Consider the following 21,314-nt stretch of genomic DNA (forward strand, 5'->3'; position numbering starts at 1 on the left):
TTCCTCGTACCCGGATCTCGTTGAGACCTCTTTAACCAAGACCGGCGAAACTGAAAGCCGGTCGCGGTGCCGATTACCCCATGTAACAAGCGGTGCCGCCGAAGACAAAGAAAAAGGGGCGCCAAGGCAAGCGCCGAAAGGAATGAAAGTGTCTGGTTTCGCGTCGCTTCGCCTGACCCTCAGCGCAGCATTTATCGGCGCTCTGCTTTATTCTCCGCTTGCTGCGGCGCAGAGTGCGGCGGCACCTGCCCAGAGCGTCATCACGCTCGGCCCGAGCGGTCTGCCGCTGCCGCGATTCGTCAGCCTGAAATCCGGCCGCGTCAACTCGCGCGTCGGCCCCGGCGCCAACTACTCGGTCGACTGGATGTATATGAAGGCTGGCCTGCCGATGGAGATCATCCAGGAATTCGATACATGGCGCCGCGTGCGCGATGCCGACGGTTCGGAGGGCTGGATCAACCAGTCGCTGCTTTCCGGTCGGCGCACGGCAATCGTCGCCCCATGGCAGCGCGGCAAGGACGCCCAGGTCAACCTTCTCAACAGCCCCGAAAAGGATGCAAGGGTCGTCGCGATGGTCGAGCCGGGCGTCATGGGCACGATCAAGTCCTGCGACGGCCAGTGGTGCGAAATGACGTTCGACGGCCACACTGGCTGGCTCGCCCAGTCGCTTGTCTGGGGCGCCTATCCCGGCGAACGGGTCAAGGACTGATTTTTAGACCCTTTGACCACGATCGTTCCGGACCAAAGATCGCGGTCGTGGATCAGCGCCCGATGTGGCCGAGATAGGTGTCCTGAAAGCCGGATCGAGGGATTTCATCCCTCGCCGGTCATTCGCGGCGTTTTGGGCGCAGCCTCACCACGATATCGACATTGGCGATCTCCATCCCCTCTGGCGGCTCCGGCAGGTTGGCAACCGTCACCGGACCGCTGTCGATGTCAAATATGCGGTTTTCGCCTTCGATGTAGAAATGGTGGTGATCGGAGGTGTTGGTGTCGAAATAGGTCTTCGAGCCCTCGACGGCGAGGATGCGCAACAGGCCCGCCTGGGTGAACTGGTGGAGGGCGTTGTAGACGGTGGCCAACGACACCGGCACGCCGGCGGCGACCGCCTCCTCGTGCAGTTCCTCGGCCGACAAATGACGGTCGCCCTTGGCGAAAAGCAGGTCGGCCAGCGCAATACGCTGGCGTGTCGGCCTCAGGCCGGCTTCACGGACCCGCTTGTCCACAGCGACATTTTCCTTCCGACCGTCCAGGTCCATCTTCTCGTCGAACCCCACAGTTCCGCCCCAAGACACGCCCAGAATGGCAAAAAAATGAACGTCTGCCGAAACCGGACCTCTGCTGACATATATTCTGTCGTCCGAAAGCGATCAATAGCGCGCATTGACCCGGACAAACGAGCAGGTTAAGCGCAAACGCCGGTTTCCGGCCTGAAACAGATTGTGTTAGGAAACCAACGACAAGGGCACCCGATAGCCCGGAACGATATGGGGACGAGATTGATGGCGGGTTCGAAATCCAGCTACGACTACGACGAATTGCTGGCCTGCGCCCGCGGCGAACTGTTCGGACCGGGCAATGCCCAGCTTCCCTATCCGCCCATGCTGATGTTCGACCGCATCACCGAGATCAGCGAGACAGGCGGCGCCTTCGACAAGGGGTTCATCCGCGCGGAATTCGACATCAAGCCGGACCTGTGGTTCTTTGCCTGCCATTTCATCGGCAATCCGATCATGCCGGGGTGCCTCGGACTCGACGCCATGTGGCAATTGACGGGCTTCTATCTCGGCTGGCTCGGCGAACCCGGCAAGGGAATGGCGCTGTCGACCGGTGAGGTCAAATTCAAGGGCATGGTGACGCCCTCGGTGAAGAAGGTCGAGTATGGGATCGATTTCAAGCGCGTGATGCGTGGCCGGCTGGTGCTCGGCATCGCCGATGGCTGGCTGAAGGCGGATGGCGAACCCATATACGCGGCTACGGATTTGAAGGTCGGTCTGTCCAAGCAGTCGGCGGTTGGCTGACCGGCATCCCTGCCGGCCCCCTGGAAGGAGTTGCGAATGAGACGTGTCGTAGTCACAGGCCTCGGCATCGTGTCGTCGATTGGCAACAATGCCAACGAGGTGCAGGCCTCGCTGCATGACGCCCGATCCGGCATCAGCTTCTCCGATTCCTTCGCCGAACATGGCTTCCGCTGCCAGGTTTGGGGAGCGCCGACGCTCGATCCATCCGCCATGATCGATCGCCGTGCGATGCGCTTCCTGTCGAAAGGTGCCGCCTGGAACCACGTCGCCATGGATCAGGCTATCGCGGATGCGGGCCTCGGCGAGAGCGACGTCACCAATGAGCGCACCGGCATCGTCATGGGATCGGGCGGACCCTCCACCCGCACCATCGTCGAAGCGGCCGAAATCACCCTGAAGAACGGCAGCCCCAAGCGCATCGGTCCGTTCGCGGTGCCGAAGGCGATGTCGTCGACCGCATCGGCAACGCTTGCCACCTGGTTCAAGATCCACGGCGTCAACTACTCGATCTCGTCGGCCTGCTCGACCTCGGCGCATTGCATCGGCAATGGCTACGAACTGATCCAGTGGGGCAAGCAGGATATGGTCTTTGCCGGTGGTCACGAGGATCTCGACTGGACGATGTCGGATCTGTTCGACGCCATGGGCGCCATGTCCTCGAAATTCAACGACCGGGCATCCGCCGCCTCGCGCGCCTATGACGCCGATCGAGATGGCTTCGTCATCGCCGGCGGCGCCGGCGTGCTGGTGCTGGAAGAACTGGAGCACGCCAAGGCGCGCGGCGCCAAGATCTACGCCGAGATCGTCGGCTACGGCGCGACCTCGGACGGCTACGACATGGTGGCGCCATCCGGCGAAGGCGCGGTCCGCTGCATGCGCCAGGCAATGGCGACGATTTCCGCACCGGTGGACTACATCAACACTCACGGCACGTCGACGCCGGTGGGCGATTCCAAGGAGATGGGCGCTATCCGCGAGGTGTTCGGCGAAAAGATGCCGTACATCACGTCGACGAAATCGCTGACCGGCCATTCACTGGGTGCTGCCGGCGTGCAGGAATCCATCTACTCGATCCTGATGATGCAGGGCGGTTTCATCGGCGAAAGCGCCCATATCGAAACCCTCGACCCCGAATTCGAGGGCATGCCGATTGTGCGAAAGCGCATCGACAACGCCAAGATCGACACTGTTTTGTCAAATTCGTTCGGCTTCGGTGGCACCAACGCAACGCTCGTTTTCCAGCGCTATTCCGCATAAGGCCAGCGTTTTTGTATAAGGATTGGCGGCCATGGACGGATTGATGAAGGGCAAGCGCGGGCTTGTCATGGGTGTCGCCAACGATCATTCGATCGCCTGGGGTATTGCCCGGAAATTATCCGAACATGGGGCGGAGCTTGCCTTCACCTATCAGGGCGACGCCTTCGGGCGCCGGGTCAAACCGCTCGCCGACAAGCTCGGTGCCTCGCTGGTCGTGCCATGCGACGTCGAGGACAGCGATTCGGTGGCGGCCACGTTCGAGACCCTGGGCAACGCCTGGGGCGGGCTGGATTTCGTCGTCCACGCCATCGGCTTTTCCGACAAGAACGAACTGAAGGGGCTCTACGCCGACACCAGCCGTGACAATTTCGTCCGCACCATGGTGATCTCCTGTTATTCCTTCACCGAGATCGCCCGCCATGCCGCCGCCTTGATGCAGGGCGGCGGATCGATGATCACGCTGACCTATGCGGGTTCGGTCCGTGTCATGCCGAACTACAATGTCATGGGCGTCGCCAAGGCCGGGCTGGAAGCCAGTGTGCGTTACCTCGCCAACGACTACGGTCCGCGCGGCATCCGGGTGAACGGCATATCGGCCGGACCGGTGCGCACGCTCGCCGGCGCCGGGATTTCCGATGCGCGCCACATGTTCTCCTACCAGCAGCGCAACTCGCCGCTGCGCCGCACCGTGACCATCGACGAGGTCGGCGGTTCCGCGCTCTATCTGTTGTCCGACCTGTCTTCCGGCGTCACCGGCGAAATCCACTATGTCGATTCCGGCTATCACATTGTTTCCATGCCGACGCTCGATGAATTGAAGCAGACCGATGGCGGGCGAGACTAATGCACGTCACCCAAAAGTGCGCAGCGGTTTTGGGACCACGACATGCATAAAACAGAAGCTTAAAGGGCGTCGACTGATTCCGTTTCAACGCGACGCGCTTTAGTCCGCTCAAGAAATACTTCAGGTCCAATAAAATTGGACGCTTTCGCGGAAACTCATTTTAAGGATATATCCGCTAGAAGGGCCTGTACTCTGGGGACCTTCAATGCCCGCCGTCAGCAACCCGAAGCGAACACCGGTATTCCGGCTGCTCACCATAGCAAGCTCGGGTATTGGCAGTTTCGTCCTCGGACTCTGGGGATTGAAGCACGGTCTCGGCGATGGTTTCGCCGGCATACCGGCGGATATGATGGTCGCCATAATGGCCGCCCTTTGCGCCCTGGCGGCGTCGGTAGCCGCGATGTCCTTCTTTGCCGGAGTGGATGAATCGGCGGATTTCGTCTTCGAGGAAACCCATTTCGACAAGCTCACCGGCCTGCTGGCTCGTCCGGCGATGGTCGGCAAGATTGCCGAGGCGGCCTGTGCGACAAGCCGGACCGGCGAGCCGATGTTCCTCATCGACATCGACATCGATCGGTTCAAGCAGATCAACGACGCCATCGGCTACAGCCAGGGCGACGAGTTGATCCGCGCCTTCACCAAGCGATTGAAGACCTGCGTGCCGCAACGCGCGATAATCGGACGCATCGGCGCCGGTGAATTCGCGGTCCTGCTCCCCGACAATCAGGTGCAAGGGTCGCTGGAAAGCGCCATCGAGAGGCTCATCGACGAGATGATGGAGCCCTATGAGCTCAGCACGCACCTGCAATCGGTCAGCCTGTCGGTGGGCATCGTGGCGATGCCAAAGGACGGCGTCGATCCGGTCCTCATCCTGCGCCGCTCCAATCTGGCGCTGCAGAATGCGCGCGCCAGTGGCGTCGGCAATTGGTCGGTCTTCCACGCAGAAATGGGCAGGGTCGCCGACCACCGCCAGTGGGTCGAGTCCGAGCTGCACATTGCCTTCGAGCGCGGCGACTTCGATCTTCACTACCAGCCGCAGCTCGATCTCCCCACCGGCCGCATCGTCGGTTATGAAGCGCTGATCCGCTGGCGGCATCCCGAACGCGGCATGATCCCGCCGATGGAGTTCATCCCGATCGCCGAGGAAACCGGCATGATCGGTCCGATCGGCGAATGGGTGCTACGCAAGGCCTGCAGTGACGCCCGTCACCTGCCCGACGACTGCTTCGTCGCCGTCAACATCTCGCCCGTGCAGTTCATGACCAAGGACTTCGTCGGTATCGTGCGCGACACCATGACGAGCACTGGCATCAAGCCGTCGCGGCTGGAACTGGAAGTCACAGAGACGGCGATGATGCAAGACCGCGACCGCGCCGCCACGATCCTCAAGGAGCTGGCGGACATGGGTATCTCGGTTGCCGTCGACGATTTCGGCACCGGCTATTCCAATCTGAGCTACCTGATCGACTTCTCGTTCGGCAAATTGAAGATCGACCGCTCCTTCGTCAGCCGCCTCGATACAGACTCAAGCTCCGGCGCGGTTGTCTCGACCATCGTCGGGCTTTCGCGCGCGCTCGGGGTCAGCATTATCGCCGAAGGCGTCGAGACCGAAAGCCAGGCGACGCTGCTCAGGGCGGCCGGCTGCGAAGTGGTGCAGGGCTACCTGTTCGGCAGGCCGGCGCCACTCAGGTTCAGGGTCGGTGACGCGTATGCCACCGACGAGGTCCGACGCGTCGCCAATCTGCATTGAACGCGGCGCCGAGTGGTTCAGCGGCGCGCGACAAGCACCTTGAACATGCCGTCGCGGGCGAGCTCGGCATGGCTCGAAAAGGCAGCCGACAGCACCGGTTCGTAGGGAAGCTGACGGTTGGCGACCATGAACAGCCGCCCGCCGGGCTTCAGGGCCTTGGCTGCCGCGCGGATCATGCCGGCGCCGATCTCCGGCTCGGCGGCACGGCTGCGATGAAAGGGCGGGTTCATGGCGATCGCGTCGTAGCGCTTCTCGACCGGTTCCTTCAGCAGATCGATCCAGAAAAAATCCCTGACGATCGACTGGCTAGCCCCTGCCAGATTGAGCTTCGCCGCTTCCAGTGCGTCGAATTCGGCCTCGTAGAGATCGAGCACCGACAGGCCTGGGGAGCGGGCGGCTACCTCGGCCGCCACATAGCCCCAGCCGGCGCAGAAATCGGCAACGTTGCCCCGCAGGTCGCCAGGCAAGTTCTCGACCAGCAATTTCGAGCCGGTATCGACCCGGTCGAAGGAAAACATGCCGGGCGCGGTGCCGAACCGGCCTTCGACCAGTAGGGCGGGATTGGCGGCGCGCAGGTCTTGCGCAGCGGCCAGATCGGCAGGCCGGCGAAGCCAGAAGGCGATGCCGTGATATTTCGGCAGGTGGCCCTCCAGCGGCACAAGTTCGTCAATGCGCTTGCGCAGGCTGGCGATACCATCGTCCTTGCCGCCGGCAACGACAACCAATCCGCCCGGTGCCACACGCTCGAGTGCCTCGGCGAGGCGCAATTCGTTCAGGCCGCGATGCCGGCCGGCAAGGACGAGTGCCATGTCGAAGCCTCCGCCTTCCGCTTGCGCGGTGACGATGAAGCCAGATGCCTGTAGCGCTCGAAAATGCGGCCGGAAGCCCTGTACGAGGTGCAGCGCGGCCTCGAAGCCTTCGGGCAGGCGAAAGCCCGGCTCGGCGCCGAGAAACAGGGCGCGATCACCCTTTCCCGGCAAAGGAACAGCGTCGACCTCAAAGGGATGAAAAAGCGTCTTCAGCGGCTCGGCGGACATTGTTCGATCTCGAAACGAGGCCTGTCTTGGCATTCTGAAAATGAAAATCGGGCCGAAAATAAAAACGGGCGCGACATAAGCCGCGCCCGCTTCGATTTAGTATCCCGCACCAATCAGGCGGCGTTTTCTTCTTCGGTCTTCTTGTCGCGGGCGAGTTCCTTACCGGTGGCCTGGTCGACGACCTTCATCGACAGGCGGACCTTGCCGCGCTCGTCGAAGCCCATCAGCTTGACCCAGACCTTGTCGCCTTCCTTGACGACGTCCGAGGTCTTGGCGACCCGGTCGTTGGCAAGCTGCGAGATGTGGACGAGGCCGTCACGCGGACCGAAGAAGTTGACGAAAGCACCGAAGTCGGCGGTCTTGACGACCGTGCCTTCGTAGATCTCGCCCACTTCCGGCTCGGCGACGATGGTGTGGATCCACTTCTTCGCCGCCTCGATTTCCTTGGCGTTGGACGAAGCGATCTTGACCGTGCCGTCGTCCTCGATGTTGATCTTGGCGCCGGTCTTTTCGACGATCTCGCGGATGACCTTGCCGCCCGAGCCGATGACGTCACGGATCTTGTCGGTCGGGATGTGCATGACCTCGATGCGCGGTGCGAACTCACCGAGCTCCGAACGCGCGCCGGAGAGCGCATTCGACATCTCGCCGAGGATATGCAGACGGCCGTCCTTGGCCTGGCCAAGCGCGATCTGCATGATCTCCTCGGTGATGCCATCGATCTTGATGTCCATCTGCAGCGAGGTGATGCCGTTGGCGGTGCCGGCGACCTTGAAGTCCATGTCGCCGAGGTGATCCTCGTCGCCAAGGATGTCGGAGAGCACGGCGAAGCGCTCGCCTTCCTTGATCAGGCCCATGGCGATACCAGCGACGGGCTTGGCCAGCGGCACGCCGGCATCCATCAGTGCCAGCGAGGTGCCGCAGACGGTCGCCATCGACGACGAGCCGTTGGACTCGGTGATCTCCGAGACGACGCGCAGCGTGTAGGGGAACTGGTCAGCGCTCGGCAGCATCGGGCGGATAGCGCGCCAGGCGAGCTTGCCATGGCCGATTTCGCGGCGGCCCGGCGAACCCATGCGGCCGGTTTCACCGACGGAGTAAGGAGGGAAGTTGTAATGGAGGAGGAACTTCTCCTTGTACATGCCGGTCAGCGAATCGACATACTGTTCGTCCTCGCCGGTGCCGAGCGTGGCAACGACCAGCGCCTGGGTCTCGCCGCGGGTGAACAGCGCCGAACCGTGCGTGCGCGGCAGTACGCCGACTTCGGAGACGATCTTGCGGACCGTCTTGAGGTCGCGACCATCGATGCGCGAGCCGGTGTCGAGGATGTTCCAGCGCACGACCTTGGCCTGAAGTTCCTTGAACACGGTGCCGATCTGCTCGGACGTGTACTTGGCCTCTTCACCTTCAGCCGGAGCAAACGCGGCCTTGACCTTCGCCTTGACGGCGTCGACGGCGGCATAGCGCTTCTGCTTGTCGGTGTTCTTGTAGGCATCGCGAAGCTCGCCTTCGACGATCTTCAGCATCTCGGCTTCAAGTGCGGAATAGTCCGGCGCGGTGAAGTCGCGCGGCTCCTTGGCGGCAACTTCGGCCAGCTTGATGATGGCGTCGATAACCGGCTGGAAGCCCTTGTGACCGAACATGACGGCGCCGAGCATCAGCTCTTCGCCAAGTTCCTTGGCTTCCGATTCGACCATCAGAACGGCGTCGGTGGTGCCGGCGACGACGAGGTCGAGCTTGGATTCCTGCATCTCGTCGACATGCGGGTTGAGGACGTATTCGCCGTTGATGTAGCCGACGCGGGCGCCGCCGATCGGGCCCATGAAGGGCACGCCCGACAGGGTCAAAGCGGCCGAGGTGGCGACGATCGACAGAATGTCGGGATCGTTCTCGAGGTCATGCTGGACGACGGTGACGACGATCTGGGTGTCGTTCTTGTAGCCTGCCGCGAACAGCGGGCGGATCGGGCGGTCGATGAGGCGGGAAACCAGCGTTTCCTTCTCGCTCGGGCGACCTTCACGCTTGAAATAGCCACCCGGGATCTTGCCGGCGGCGTAGGTCTTTTCCTGGTAGTTGACGGTCAGCGGGAAGAAATCGAGGCCTGGCTTGGGCTCCTTCATCGAAACGACGGTGGCGAGAACCTTGGTCTCGCCGTAGGTCGCAAGCACCGCGCCGTCAGCCTGGCGGGCGATCTTGCCGGTTTCGAGGATGAGCGGACGACCGCCCCATTCGATTTCCACTTTGTGGTGATTGAACATATCTTGTCCTTAATAAGCGGAAAGGGCCGCGCCGTTTCACGGTGCGCGGATGCCCTTTCCCTGGCTTCCTTTCTCGGGCAGCCACGGGCAAGACAACGGGAAGCTCGGGTGGTTTCAGCGCGGCGAGCGCGCGAGCGTCCTGCAATCCTGCCCCATGACCGTCCATGGGCGGTTTCGAGTGGCCCTCTGCATGCTCGAAACCGGGTCTAGCCAATCGATGCGACTGGCAGAATGCGCGACCGGCGGGCCTTCCGAAGAAAGCCCGCCGGTCAATTCGTCAACGGCGCAGACCGAGCTTCTCGATCAGCGTCTGGTAGCGCGCGTCGTCCTTGCGCTTGAGATAATCAAGCAGGCTGCGGCGCTGGGAGACGAGAGCGAGCAGACCACGGCGGGAATGATTATCCTTCTTGTGGTCCTTGAAATGGTCGGTCAGGTTCTTGATGCGCTCGGAAAGGATGGCCACCTGGACTTCCGGAGACCCGGTATCGCCCTTGGCTGTTGCGAATTCACCCATCAATTCCTGTTTGCGCTCGGCAGTAATCGACATCGTGTTTTTCCTTATCTGTTTGAGGAAACGGGTCGCCCTCAGCCGGGATGTCGTCCAGCAGGGGCCGGTGCAAGCAAAGCGTCTTAGCGCTATGCTGCGGCGCGTATAGTGCAATTTCCCGGAAAACACCAGCCCAATTCACAAGTCGGCTTTTCAGGTCCAAATGGCTGGTTTTATCCTTGTCAAAGCCATTTCTTCCATTTGAAGAAGGCGATCAGCCCAAATGCGACAAGTGCCATGAACAGCAGCGATGCCGGGTAGCCGTAATAGGCTTTCAACTCCGGCATGTTCCAGGGCGAAGACTCTGATCGAAATTCATGCCCCATATGCCAACCAGGAAGGTGAGCGGCATGAAGATCACCGAGACGATCGTGAGATAGCTGATGACGTCGTTGGTGCGCGCCTGGCTCAACGACAGATGCATCTCGATCAGGCCGGTCAGCATGTCGCGCTGGGTTTCGACCAGTTCGATCAGCCTGAGCGCATGGTCGAGCGTGTCGTTGAGGAAGATCTTGGTCTCGGCCTTCACATAGGGCACGTCGTTGCGGATCAGCGTTGCGAGCGCATCGCGCATCGGCCACAGCACCCCTTTCAGCACATTGGCGTCGCGACGCAATTCATGCAGCTGCCGCATTTGATGCTTGTGCGGCGAATGCAGCATTTCGTCCTCGATGCCGTCGACCGTGTCGGCGGCAGCCTCGATCGGCGGGAAATAGCTGTCGACGATGGCGTCGATCAGCGCGTAGGCAAGGTAGTCGGCGCCGCGCGCGCGCAGCCGGTTGGGCGCCGAGCTTTCGATGCGCTTGCGCACGGGATTGAACGGATCGCCTTCACGCTCCTGGAAGGTGACGACGAAGTTCTTGCCGAAGAAGACGGCGATCTGCTCATAGCGGTGCGACGTGACGTCGTCGATCATCCTGACGACGACGAAGGCGTGATCCTCGAAGAAGTCTACCTTCGGCCGCTGGCCGGTGTTGACGACATCCTCCAGCGCCAGCGGATGCAGGCTGAAAATGCGACCGATCTCCTCGATCAGCGGAATGTTGGCGAGGCCGGTGCAATCGAGCCAGATGACCGGCCATTTGTCGCAATGGGTGTTGAGGTCGTCGATGCTGGCGTTTTCGATGGTCTTGAACTTCTGCGGCGAGATCAGGGTCAGCCGCAGTTCCGAGCGCCGCGCCGCCGGATCGGCGATCAGCGTGCCGGGCGATGCGCCGACCGGCGGCCGCCGCGTCTTCACCGGCGCCCGTTTTTTCACCGCCTCGGCCTTTGCCATTTTCCCCTCGAGCGTAAAGTCGAACTGAAGTTAGACGACAGCCGTCACCCGGCAAAGACCCGCTTTGGCTTGAACATGCCTTGCTCGATGGCACCGATGGCGACCAGCTTGCCACGCGCCGTGGCGCAGGCTTCTTCGGCTTCCACCGGTGCGTCGCGACCACGAATGATGACAGGATTGCCGAGGCGGATCTTCGTCGCCGCATCGTCGCTGATGGCAATCTGCGGCAGGCAGTCGAGAGCCGCCGACGTATCCACCAGAAGCGCATCGATGGCACCGAAGTCGATTGGCACTTCCACCGCGTCGACGGCGTCCGTCGCGTCTGGCTTGTCTTCACCCGGCGTGCCGAAGCGGGCGGCTTCCAATTCGGCGATGGTGACGAAATCCTCCGATGTGAACGGTTCGACCTCGACCCGGCGCAGTTCGGAAATATGGCCGAAACAGCCGAGGTCGCGGCCCATGTCGCGGGCCAGCGAGCGCACATAGGTGCCCTTGCCGCATTCGACCTCGAAGACCGTATGATCGGCATTGTGCTCGACAATATCGAGCCGGCCGATCTCGATCTCACGCGCGGGTATGTCGACCGTCGCGCCGTCGCGTGCCAGATCATAAGCGCGCTCGCCTGCGATCTTGATGGCCGAGAATTGCGGCGGCGTCTGCATGATGACGCCGGTGTATTTCGGCAGCAGCGCAAGCACCTCGGCTTCCGACGGACGCAGGTCGGAGCTGTTCGTCACCGGGCCTTCGAGGTCGTCGGTCGAACGCTCCTGTCCCCAGGCAACGGTGAAGCGATAGATCTTTGCGCCGTCCTGTACGTAAGGCACGGTCTTGGTGGCTTCGCCAAGCGCGATCGGCAGCATACCGGAGGCGAGCGGATCGAGCGTGCCGGCATGGCCGGCCTTTTCCGCCTGGAACAGCCATTTGATCTTGGAGACGGCTTCGGTCGAGCCCATGCCGACAGGCTTGTCCAGGACCAGCCAGCCCGAGATCGGCCGGCCCTTCTTCTTGCCGCGACGCGCCACTATTCGGTGTCCTTCTTGTCGTCTTTGTCCTGGTCCTCGGGCCCCAGATCGCGTGCCACTTCGGGCGACTTCAAGAGATCGTTGATCCTGGCGAAATTGTCGAAGGAGGTGTCGAGCTTGAAGCGGAACTCCGGCATGAACTTCATCTGCCGCAGCGCGCCGGAGACCCGGCCGCGCACGAATTTCGCATGCTTGTTCAGCGCCTCGACCACGGCATCGGTATCCTTGGCGCCGAGTGGCGAGACGAAAGCGGTGGCGACCTTCAGATCGGGCGACATGCGCACTTCCGAGACCGAAACCACGGTGTTCTCGATCAGCGGATCGATGATCTCGCCGCGCTGCAGGGTTTCGGACAGCGCATGGCGGACCTGTTCGGCGACGCGCAGCATACGCTGGGATGGGCTGGATGTGGTTGGACGGGGCATTTTTCTCAATCCTGAAAGCGTGAGGCGCGGGATGGGACCGTGCCGCATGTCTCATATGGGTCATTCTCAATAGACTTGCGGGCGGCGGTCTTTCGACCGCCGCCCGGTATGGACAAGTCACTCGAACTCAGAGAGTCCGGGTCACCATCTCGACGCGGAAGCACTCGATGATGTCGCCGACGCGCATGTCCTCGTAGTTCTGGAAGGCCATGCCGCACTCCTGGCCGCCGGGAACTTCCGAAACTTCGTCCTTGAAGCGCTTCAGGGTCTTCAGCGTGCCTTCGTGGATGACGACGTTGTCGCGGATCAGGCGCACGCCCGCACCACGCTCGACCTTGCCTTCGGTGACACGGCAGCCGGCGATCTTGCCGACCTTGGTGATGTCGAAGATCTCGAGGATCTGCGCATTGCCGATGAAGGTTTCGCGACGCTCCGGCGACAGCAGGCCCGACAGAGCCGCCTTCACGTCATCCACGAGATTGTAGATGATCGAGTAGTAGCGGATCTCGATGCCAGCGGCAGCGGCAGCGGCACGCGCCTGGACATTGGCGCGGACATTGAAGCCGATGATCGCCGCACCCGAAGTCTCCGCCAGCGACACGTCGCTTTCGGTGATGGCGCCGGCGCCGGCATGGACGATGCGCGCACGCACTTCGTCGGTGCCGAGCTTGTCCAGCGCCGCGTTGATCGCCTCGATCGAACCCTGCACGTCGCCCTTGATGACAAGCGGGAATTCCTTCAACCCGCTCGTCTGCAACTGCGACATCATCTGCTCGAGCGAACCGCGCTGGCCGGCATGCTTGGCAACCGCCTTCTCGCGCGCCAGACGCTGGCGATATTCGGTGATCTCGCGAGCACGGGCTTCGTTGTTGACCACGGCGAAACGGTCGCCGGCCTGCGGGGTACCCTGCAAGCCAAGAACTTCGACCGGCATCGCCGGCGGCGCTTCCTTGACCTGCCCGCCACGATCGTTGACCAGCGCGCGCACCCGGCCCCATTCGTTGCCGGCAACAAGGATGTCGCCCGGCATCAGCGTGCCGGTCTGCACCAGCACGGTGGCAACGGGGCCACGGCCCTTGTCGAGCTGGGCTTCGATGACGACACCCTCGGCGGTACGATCCGGATTGGCCTTCAGGTCGAGGATTTCGGCCTGCAGCAGGATCGCCTCGAGCAACTTGTCGAGATTGGTGCCCTTGGTCGCCGACACTTCGACGTCCAGAACTTCACCGCCCATGGATTCGACGAAGACCTCGTGGCGCAGCAGTTCGGAACGCACTTTCTGCGGATCGGCATCATGCTTGTCGATCTTGTTGATCGCCACGATGATCGGAACGCCGGCCGCCTTTGCGTGGCTGATCGATTCGATCGTCTGCGGCATGACGCTGTCGTCGGCCGCAACCACCAGGATGGCAATGTCGGTCGCCTGGGCGCCACGAGCACGCATCGCCGTGAAGGCGGCGTGGCCGGGCGTGTCGATGAAGGTGATCTTGTGACCGTTCTTCTCGACCTGGTAGGCACCGATATGCTGGGTGATGCCACCAGCTTCACCGGACACGACATTGGCGTTGCGGATGGCGTCGAGCAGCGAGGTCTTGCCGTGATCGACGTGGCCCATGATCGTCACGACAGGCGGACGCGTCACCAAGTCCTCGGCATTGTCGGCGATGTTGAACAGGCCTTCCTCGATGTCGGACTCGGCGACGCGGCGGACCGTGTGGCCGAATTCGGTGGCGACCAGTTCGGCGGTGTCGGCGTCGATGACGTCGCCCGGCTTCAGGATCTGGCCCTGCTTCATGAAGAACTTGACGACGTCGACCGCACGCTCGGACATGCGCTGCGCCAGTTCCTGGATGGTGATGGTCTCGGGCAGGATCACTTCGCGCATGACTTTCTCGCGCGGCTCATTATGCATCGCGCGCTTGAATTTTTCCTGGCGGCGACGCATCGACGACAACGAACGGGCCCGAGCATCCTCGTCGGAAAGCGCGGAATTCAGCGTCAGCTTGCCGCGGCGGCGATCTTCCTCGCCCTTGGTCGGCTTGGCCGGACGCGCCACTTCGGGCGTGACCGGGCGGCGCACCGGCGCACCGGCGCCAGTTCGCTTCGGCTTGACCTCTTCCTCGTCGTCGACCGTCGCCAGTTCGGCGGCCAAAGGCGCACGGCGGCGTGCCTCTTCTTCGGCGCGACGGCGGGACTCGGCCTCGGTCTGCAACCGTGCCTCTTCCTCGGCCTGGCGGCGCGCGGATTCCTCGCGTTCGCGGCGACGGCGCTCTTCGTCCTCGGCGCGGCGCTTGGCGTCCTCGGCGGCGCGCTGACGGTCCTCGACCTCGCGTACCTTCGAGCCTTCGAGCGCCCTGCGGCGCGCTTCCATTTCACTGCGCGACAGTTCGTTCAGCACCATGCCGCTGCGCTCGACCGGAGGCGGCGGCGGTGGCGGCGCCTTCGGCGCTTCCTGCACGACGGGTGCGGCCACGACCGCCGGCTTCGGTGTGAAGACGGGGGCGGCAACCGGCTCCGGCTTGTCGCCGGGCATCGAGAACTTGCGCTTCTTGGTTTCGACGACGACCTGCTTGGTGCGGCCGTGCGAGAAGTTCTGGCGCACAGTGCCCTGTTCCATACCGGGGCGCTTCAGCGTCAAGGTCTTCTTCGGCGTCACACTCAGCGTATTGTCGTCACCCGATTTCGTATCGCTCATTCCATATCCTCTGCGGCATCATCTTCGTCAGCAACAGCCGCAAGCATTGCCAGATCGTCCGGGGAACCGCCCCGATACCGGTCGAGCGCAACCATGCGCTTCTGGACCGCCCTGCCCGCGTCTCCCGCGAGAACGGCAGCATGTATCACATTTGTACCCCCCAATGCCAAGCTCAACTCGGCCTCGGAGAAAAGTTTGTAGGCAAGGATAGCGGGCCCGCCGAGATGGACTGTCGCCCGTCGCGCCTGGCTGATCTTGCGCACGCCGTCGTCGGACGCCTCGGTCGCGTGAAGCACGAAAAGCGCCAATCCACCGCGCACCGCGCTCTCGACCTTGGTGGCTCCAAGAGAAATTGCGCCTGCCTTGCGAGCAAGCCCAAGCATGCCCAGAGCGGATCTGGAAAGCAGCCCATCGACCATGCCGCCAAGATCGGGCGGCACGACCACCTGTGCCTTGAAGGCGCGGGCAAAAAGGTTCTTCGCCGCAGCCTTGTCGATATGTAGGCGGTCGGCGCTCACCCAGCAACCACGGCCGGGCAGATTTCTCTTGATGTCGGGTACGACGGCCGAATCCGGGCCGACGACGAACCGGATCAATTCATCCGGTTCGGCCTGCCTGCGGGTGACGATGCAGGTTCGATCGTTCATCTCGTCCAAGGGCGGGTTCGGTGCGATGCGGTTTCACCTCACGCACCAACGGCTTCGTCAGCCGGTTCTTCTTCGGCTGCAAGCTCGTCTTCGGTGATCCAGCCAGCCTTGAGGCGGGCGGCCAGAACCATCTGCTCGGCATCGGCGCGTGTCACGCCGTGATTGGCCAGCACGCCGGGGAATACCTTGGTTTCGCCGTCCTTGCGTTCCTTCCAGCCGGTCAGGTCGTCGGCGGCATAGCCGGCGAAGTCCTCGATCGTCTTCACGCCGTCCTCGCCGAGCGTCACCATCATGGCGGTGGTGACGCCGGGGATTTCGCGCAGTTCGTCCGAGACGCCGAGCGCCTTGCGCTTGTCGTCGTGCTCGGCCTCGATCTTCTCCAGGTACTCGCGGGCGCGGGTCTGGATTTCCGAAGCGGTATCCTCGTCGAAGCCGTCGATCGACGCGATCTCGCCGGAGTCGACATAAGCGACTTCCTCAACGCTGGTGAAGCCTTCGGAAGCCAGCACCTGGCCGACCATCTCGTCGACGTCGAGGGCTTCCATGAACAGCGACGAACGCTCGACGAATTCCTTCTGGCGGCGCTCGGATTCTTCGGCCTCGGTCAGGATGTCGATATCCCAGCCGGTCAGCTGCGAAGCGAGCCGCACGTTCTGGCCGCGGCGGCCGATGGCCAGCGACAGCTGGTCGTCGGGAACCACGACTTCGATGCGTTCGGCATCCTCGTCGAGCACGACCTTGGCGACTTCCGCCGGCTGCAGCGCGTTGACGATGAAGGACGCGGCCGAAGGCGACCACGGAATGATGTCGATCTTCTCGCCCTGCAATTCGCCGACGACCGCCTGGACGCGGCTGCCGCGCATACCGACGCAGGCGCCGACCGGATCGATCGAACTGTCACGCGAGATGACGGCGATCTTGGCGCGCGAGCCGGGGTCGCGGGCAACCGACTTGATCTCGATGATGCCGTCATAGATTTCCGGCACTTCCATGGTGAACAGCTTGGCCATGAACTGCGGATGGGTACGCGACAGGAAGATCTGCGGGCCGCGCTGCTCGCGGCGCACGTCGTAGACGTAAGCGCGGACGCGGTCGCCATATTTGTAGTTTTCGCGCGGGATCAGTTCGTCGCGACGGATGATCGCCTCGCCGCGGCCGAGATCGACGATGACGTTGCCGTACTCGACACGCTTGACGGTGCCGTTGACGATTTCGCCGATGCGGTCCTTGTACTCGTCATACTGGCGGTCGCGTTCGGCCTCTCGCACCTTCTGCACGATAACCTGCTTGGCCGACTGGGCGGCGATGCGGCCGAAATCCATCGGCGGCAGCTGTTCGGCAATGAAGTCGCCGAGCTGGGCGTCGGGATTGCGCTCGCGCGCCGAGGAAATGGCGATCTGCGTGGCGTAGTCGTCGACCTTCTCGACCACTTCCATCAGCCGCTGCAGCTTCATCTCGCCGGTGTTCGGGTTGATGTCGGCGCGGATGTTAGTCTCCTGGCCATAACGCGAACGCGCCGCCTTCTGGATCGCATCGGCCATGGCGGCGATGACGATCGACTTGTCGATCGACTTTTCACGCGCGACCGCATCGGCGATCTGCAGCAGTTCAAGCCTGTTGGCGCTTACAACCATCGTTTTTCTCCCGAGCCTGTTTGCCGGACCTTTGCGCCCGGCAGCTCAATCATAGTTCCTGTTCGGTTTCGTTTTCCGCGCCGGCTTCCGCACCCTCGGGCGCTTCGTCGTCCGGTTCGCCGCGGCGTTTCTTGGCTTCCTTGCGCGCCCTGTTGTCCTTCGACAGGGCATCGCGAATGAGATCGTCGGTCAGGATCAGACGCGTTTCGGCAATCGCGTCATAGGGGACCCGCACCGTCGGCTCCTCGCCATAAGCCGCCTTTTCGCGCTCGATCAGCACATCGCTATCACCGGCCTCGACGATCTTGCCTTTGAACCGCTTGCGGTCGGCGACGATGATCGATGTCTCCATCTTGACCAAGTGGCCGGTCCAGGTCGCGAAATCCGATTTGCGGACCAGCGGCCGGTCGATGCCGGGCGAAGAGACTTCGAGGTGATAGGCCTTTTCGATCGGATCATCGACGTCGAGCGCCGGCGACACCGCGCGGCTGACCTCTTCGCAATCCTCGACGGTCATGGTGCCGTCCTCGCGCTCGGCCATGATCTGCAGCGTCAGCCCGTTCTGGCCCGACAGATGCACCCGCACGAGACGGAAGCCGATGCCGCGCAGAACCGGCTGGACGATCAGCGCGATGCGCGCATCGATGCCGCTTTCGCGGATGATGCGGTCGTCGCCCTCGATTGCCGTTGCAGTCATTCGATCCCTGTCGTCGCTTCGAAGCTATCGGCAGGTAATAAAAAAGAGCGGGACCGGGTGGACCCACTCTTCGTCATACCGACCAAGAATTTGAGCCTGATATAAACGATCATGGCCGGTGTTTCAAGCCCGCCGTACCCGCACGGACAAAAGCCGTGGCAGCGCAAGCGTTGCGCCAGGCGCATGGCCTCCATGCGGTTGTGCCCCTGTGAGCCTCGACGTTGCATCACCATTTATGTTGCGCTGCACAAAGATGACGACACGTCACAGCAGCGAAAGGATACAACCATGACCAACCGCAAGATCTTGTCCGCCATTGGCGATCTCTTCACGACATTTGGCAGTGCAGTCGCCGCTTCGCGTGCTGTCGAAGCCGGCCGCAAGCCACGCGCGGACGACCTGCGCAAGCTCGGCATGGACCCGGCCGTTTTCAACAGGATCGGCCGTTTCTAAGGATTTGGCGGGGACGACACTCGCCTTTGCCGCCAGCGAACGCCGGAGGCGGTGTGCGATCAACGCTTACGTCCTGACGAAAGTCAGATAGGCAGGCCGCCGGCCCTCGCGAATGGCTTTCGCCTCGTAGCGCGTGCCCGGCCAGCCATCGTACGGCCGATGCCAGTCCGCCGCCTCCGAAGCCTGCCATGCGAATGCGCCATGCGCCCGGCAATGCAGCAAGGTCCAGTTCACATAGGTATCGATGTCGGAGGCGAAGCGGAATTTTGAACCCGGCTTCAGCACGCGCGCGAATCGGTCGAGATTGACCGGGCTGACGAAACGCCGCTTCCAGTGCTTCTTCTTAGGCCAGGGATCCGGATAGAGTAGATCGATGCCGTCGAGCGAGGCTTGCGGCAGCCAGTCCAGCAGCCGCGTGGCGTCGTCGTCATAGACCCTGAGATTTGCGAGCGGCTTCTCCCTCACCGCCATCATCATCTTGGCCATGCCATTGACGAAGGGCTCGACGCCGATAAAGCCGATCGAGGGCGCCTCGGTGGCGCGATGCAGGAGATGTTCGCCGCCGCCGAAGCCGATTTCGAGACGAACCGCCGAAACATCCGCTTCAAACAGAGTGCTCAGATCCGCCGGCGGTTCAGCCGTCAGATCGAGCCGATATCTGCCGAAACCGCTTTCAAGCGCGGCCGCCTGCTGCGGACGCATGGTCTTGCCGCGCCGGCGACCGAAGAAGGCTTCGGTCGCGCGGCTTGGTCTGTCCTTCGGGTCCATGAGCCGGACTTTGCGGCGCCGCTGTCAGGCGGCGACCGCGTCCTTGAGCGCCTTGGCGAGATCGGTCCTTTCCCAGGAGAAAGACCCGTCGCGGCCGGCCTTGCGGCCAAAATGGCCGTAGGACGACGTCTTGGCGTAGATCGGCTTGTTGAGATCGAGATGGCGGCGGATGCCGGATGGCGACAGGTCCATCACGGAACGCAGCGCCTCCTCGAGCTTGGCCTCGTCGACCTTGCCGGTGCCATGCAGATCGACATAGACCGACAGCGGCTGGGCAACGCCGATGGCGTAGGAGAGCTGGATGGTGCAGCGGTCTGCAAGCTTCGCCGCCACGACGTTCTTGGCCAGATAGCGCGCGGCGTAGGCCGCCGAGCGATCGACCTTGGTGGTGTCCTTGCCCGAGAAGGCGCCGCCGCCATGGGGAGCAGCACCACCATAGGTGTCGACGATGATCTTGCGGCCCGTCAGCCCGGCATCACCGTCCGGCCCGCCGATGACGAACTTGCCGGTCGGGTTGATGTACCACATGCAGTTGTCGGCGATCTTGAGGTCGCCCAGCGCCTCTCGGATATAGGGTTCGACAACCTTGCGGACCTTCTTCGAATCCCAGCTTGCATCGAGATGCTGCGTCGACAACACGATCTGCGTCGCCTCGGCAGCCTTGCCGTCGATGTAGCGGACCGTGACCTGGCTCTTGGCATCCGGACCGAGTTTGCCGGCTTCACCGCTGCCTTCGTGGCGGGCGGCGGCCAGCAGTTCGAGGATCTTGTGGCTGTAGTAGATCGGCGCCGGCATCAGATCCGGTGTCTCGCGGCAGGCATACCCGAACATGATGCCCTGGTCGCCGGCACCTTCCTCGCCCTGACGGTCGGAGGCGTTGTCGACACCCTGGCCGATATCCGGCGACTGGCCGTGCAGCAGGACCTCGATCTTCGCCGTCTTCCAGTGGAAGCCGGCCTGCTCATAGCCGATTTCACGGATCGCCTTGCGGGCGACCGACTTGAACTTCGCCGGATTAACGACCGGATGGCCAGCGGCATCCTTGAGGATGTTGCCTTCCTTGTCCTTCTTGAGCAACGTGTCGGGAACACGCACCTCGCCAGCGATGACGACGCGGTTGGTGGTGGCCAGCGTCTCGCAAGCGACACGAACTTTCCACGGGTCCATGCCGGTCTTCTTGGCTTCGCGATAGACCAGATCGACCACCTCGTCGGAGATCCGGTCACAGACTTTGTCGGGATGGCCCTCGGCAACGGATTCCGAGGTAAAGAAGTAGTTCTGCCGCGTCACGGGTGTCCCCTCTTGAAAAAACGATCGGCAGGCTGCCGATTTTGGCGCGCCACGTGTTAGCGGGGTGGAGCGCCGCTCGTCAAGCGGTGCTGCCGTTCTGGCATGAATATCGATGCAGTTATCTTGTGCCACCGGCGGCAAGCCGCCGCCGGTGTAAACGGGATTGCGGATCAGTCGGGATCGTCAGTGGTGAGGGACTTGACCAGGTCTATGATCCTGCGACGCACCTTGGCGTCGGCAATCTTGACAAAGGCCCGGTTGAGCTGAAGACCTTCGGGACTGCCGCAGAATTCGACGGCGAAAGCCATCGACGCATCTTCGGCAAAGCCACGGCCGGGTATGGCCTCCTGGCCGGGCGCATCCTCGAAAAAGAAAGCGACAGGCACGCCGAGAATGGACGCGATCGCTTGGAGACGGCTGGCGCCGACGCGGTTGGTGCCCTTTTCATATTTCTGGATCTGTTGAAATGTGATGCCGAGGTTCTCGCCCAGCTTCTCCTGGCTCATTCCCAGCATGTTGCGGCGAAGCCGGATGCGACTGCCAACATGGATATCGATCGGGTTCGGTTTCTTCTTGTTGTCTTCTGTCATTTTTTCCTCGCCGAATTTTTTCGGCTTTCTCTATTTTTTTCTTGCCCAAACGAAGCCGGAGGCAACTGCCCCAACAGAACGATCCACCGACTTCGAAGAATTT

Annotated in this window: 19 protein-coding genes and 1 pseudogene; 6 read left to right on the forward strand and 14 right to left on the reverse strand. The window is 62.4% G+C overall.

The annotated features are described in order from the left end of the window. Positions 1-148 precede the first annotated feature (148 nt). Positions 149-709, forward strand: a complete 561-nt coding sequence (locus AC1RZR_RS01285; RefSeq protein ID WP_477272720.1) for an SH3 domain-containing protein — start codon at positions 149-151, stop codon at positions 707-709. A gap of 118 nt (positions 710-827) precedes the next feature. Here AC1RZR_RS01285 and irrA read toward each other — a convergent pair whose 3' ends face one another. After that, complete coding sequence (gene irrA / locus AC1RZR_RS01290; RefSeq protein WP_436163349.1) at positions 828-1,259, reverse strand: iron response transcriptional regulator IrrA; 432 nt, start codon at positions 1,257-1,259, stop codon at positions 828-830. A 243-nt stretch (positions 1,260-1,502) separates the two neighbouring features. On the opposite strand from irrA, the gene fabA reads away from it, so the two are divergent. The 4 genes from fabA (at position 1,503) to AC1RZR_RS01310 (ending at position 5,872) form a co-directional block, all read left to right on the forward strand. After that, positions 1,503-2,021, forward strand: a complete 519-nt coding sequence (fabA, locus tag AC1RZR_RS01295) for a 3-hydroxyacyl-[acyl-carrier-protein] dehydratase FabA (RefSeq protein WP_477272717.1) — start codon at positions 1,503-1,505, stop codon at positions 2,019-2,021. Between the two features lie 36 nt (positions 2,022-2,057). Next, positions 2,058-3,278 (forward strand): beta-ketoacyl-ACP synthase I, encoded by a 1,221-nt coding sequence (gene fabB, locus AC1RZR_RS01300; protein WP_481827410.1) that lies wholly within the window; start codon positions 2,058-2,060, stop codon positions 3,276-3,278. A gap of 31 nt (positions 3,279-3,309) precedes the next feature. Continuing rightward, positions 3,310-4,122, forward strand: a complete 813-nt coding sequence (fabI, locus tag AC1RZR_RS01305) for an enoyl-ACP reductase FabI (RefSeq protein ID WP_481827411.1) — start codon at positions 3,310-3,312, stop codon at positions 4,120-4,122. Between the two features lie 205 nt (positions 4,123-4,327). Beyond that, a complete protein-coding gene (locus tag AC1RZR_RS01310) occupies positions 4,328-5,872 on the forward strand; it encodes a putative bifunctional diguanylate cyclase/phosphodiesterase (RefSeq protein ID WP_481827412.1) in 1,545 nt (514 codons plus the stop codon). Between the two features lie 17 nt (positions 5,873-5,889). Here the strand turns inward: AC1RZR_RS01310 and AC1RZR_RS01315 are convergent, their stop codons facing one another. From AC1RZR_RS01315 to rimP, 10 genes and pseudogenes are all read right to left on the reverse strand, one after another. Then, positions 5,890-6,909: a class I SAM-dependent methyltransferase gene (locus tag AC1RZR_RS01315; protein WP_481827413.1), complete on the reverse strand. Its 1,020-nt coding sequence runs from the start codon at positions 6,907-6,909 to the stop codon at positions 5,890-5,892. Between the two features lie 113 nt (positions 6,910-7,022). After that, positions 7,023-9,167, reverse strand: a complete 2,145-nt coding sequence (gene pnp / locus AC1RZR_RS01320) for a polyribonucleotide nucleotidyltransferase (RefSeq protein WP_477272707.1) — start codon at positions 9,165-9,167, stop codon at positions 7,023-7,025. 277 nt (positions 9,168-9,444) lie between these two features. Next, positions 9,445-9,807 carry a 30S ribosomal protein S15 gene (gene rpsO, locus AC1RZR_RS01325; RefSeq protein ID WP_379017668.1) on the reverse strand — a complete coding sequence of 121 codons (363 nt, stop codon included), beginning with the start codon at positions 9,805-9,807 and terminating at the stop codon, positions 9,445-9,447. Between the two features lie 89 nt (positions 9,808-9,896). Further along, positions 9,897-10,990, reverse strand: a pseudogene (corA, locus tag AC1RZR_RS01330) (magnesium/cobalt transporter CorA). Between the two features lie 44 nt (positions 10,991-11,034). Continuing rightward, positions 11,035-12,012 carry a tRNA pseudouridine(55) synthase TruB gene (truB, locus tag AC1RZR_RS01335; RefSeq protein WP_481827414.1) on the reverse strand — a complete coding sequence of 326 codons (978 nt, stop codon included), beginning with the start codon at positions 12,010-12,012 and terminating at the stop codon, positions 11,035-11,037. Then, on the reverse strand, positions 12,012-12,437 hold the full coding sequence (gene rbfA / locus AC1RZR_RS01340; RefSeq protein WP_481827415.1) for a 30S ribosome-binding factor RbfA: 426 nt from the start codon (positions 12,435-12,437) through the stop codon (positions 12,012-12,014). Before rbfA ends, truB begins: the two co-directional genes overlap by 1 nt. A 127-nt stretch (positions 12,438-12,564) precedes the next feature. Then, positions 12,565-15,132: a translation initiation factor IF-2 gene (infB, locus tag AC1RZR_RS01345; protein ID WP_477272699.1), complete on the reverse strand. Its 2,568-nt coding sequence runs from the start codon at positions 15,130-15,132 to the stop codon at positions 12,565-12,567. Beyond that, complete coding sequence (locus tag AC1RZR_RS01350) at positions 15,129-15,779, reverse strand: RNA-binding protein (RefSeq protein ID WP_111544685.1); 651 nt, start codon at positions 15,777-15,779, stop codon at positions 15,129-15,131. The genes infB and AC1RZR_RS01350 overlap by 4 nt, the downstream gene beginning before the upstream one ends. Positions 15,780-15,817: 38 nt before the next feature. Further along, positions 15,818-17,413, reverse strand: a complete 1,596-nt coding sequence (gene nusA / locus AC1RZR_RS01355; protein WP_379106921.1) for a transcription termination factor NusA — start codon at positions 17,411-17,413, stop codon at positions 15,818-15,820. 49 nt (positions 17,414-17,462) lie between these two features. Beyond that, positions 17,463-18,110: a ribosome maturation factor RimP gene (gene rimP, locus AC1RZR_RS01360; protein WP_481827416.1), complete on the reverse strand. Its 648-nt coding sequence runs from the start codon at positions 18,108-18,110 to the stop codon at positions 17,463-17,465. A gap of 288 nt (positions 18,111-18,398) precedes the next feature. Here rimP and AC1RZR_RS01365 point away from each other — a divergent pair, with 288 nt between their 5' ends. Beyond that, positions 18,399-18,563 carry a hypothetical protein gene (locus tag AC1RZR_RS01365; protein WP_111544688.1) on the forward strand — a complete coding sequence of 55 codons (165 nt, stop codon included), beginning with the start codon at positions 18,399-18,401 and terminating at the stop codon, positions 18,561-18,563. A 66-nt stretch (positions 18,564-18,629) separates the two neighbouring features. Here AC1RZR_RS01365 and trmB read toward each other — a convergent pair whose 3' ends face one another. The 3 genes from trmB to AC1RZR_RS01380 all read right to left on the reverse strand — a co-directional run bounded on the left by trmB (position 18,630) and on the right by AC1RZR_RS01380 (position 21,211). Further along, positions 18,630-19,331 carry a tRNA (guanine(46)-N(7))-methyltransferase TrmB gene (gene trmB, locus AC1RZR_RS01370; RefSeq protein ID WP_481827417.1) on the reverse strand — a complete coding sequence of 234 codons (702 nt, stop codon included), beginning with the start codon at positions 19,329-19,331 and terminating at the stop codon, positions 18,630-18,632. Positions 19,332-19,355: 24 nt separating this feature from the next. Beyond that, positions 19,356-20,621, reverse strand: a complete 1,266-nt coding sequence (gene metK / locus AC1RZR_RS01375; RefSeq protein ID WP_477272690.1) for a methionine adenosyltransferase — start codon at positions 20,619-20,621, stop codon at positions 19,356-19,358. A gap of 170 nt (positions 20,622-20,791) precedes the next feature. After that, positions 20,792-21,211 (reverse strand): helix-turn-helix domain-containing protein, encoded by a 420-nt coding sequence (locus AC1RZR_RS01380; protein ID WP_481827418.1) that lies wholly within the window; start codon positions 21,209-21,211, stop codon positions 20,792-20,794. Positions 21,212-21,314: the final 103 nt, after the last annotated feature.

It is taken from the genome of Mesorhizobium bavaricum, assembly GCF_056781655.1.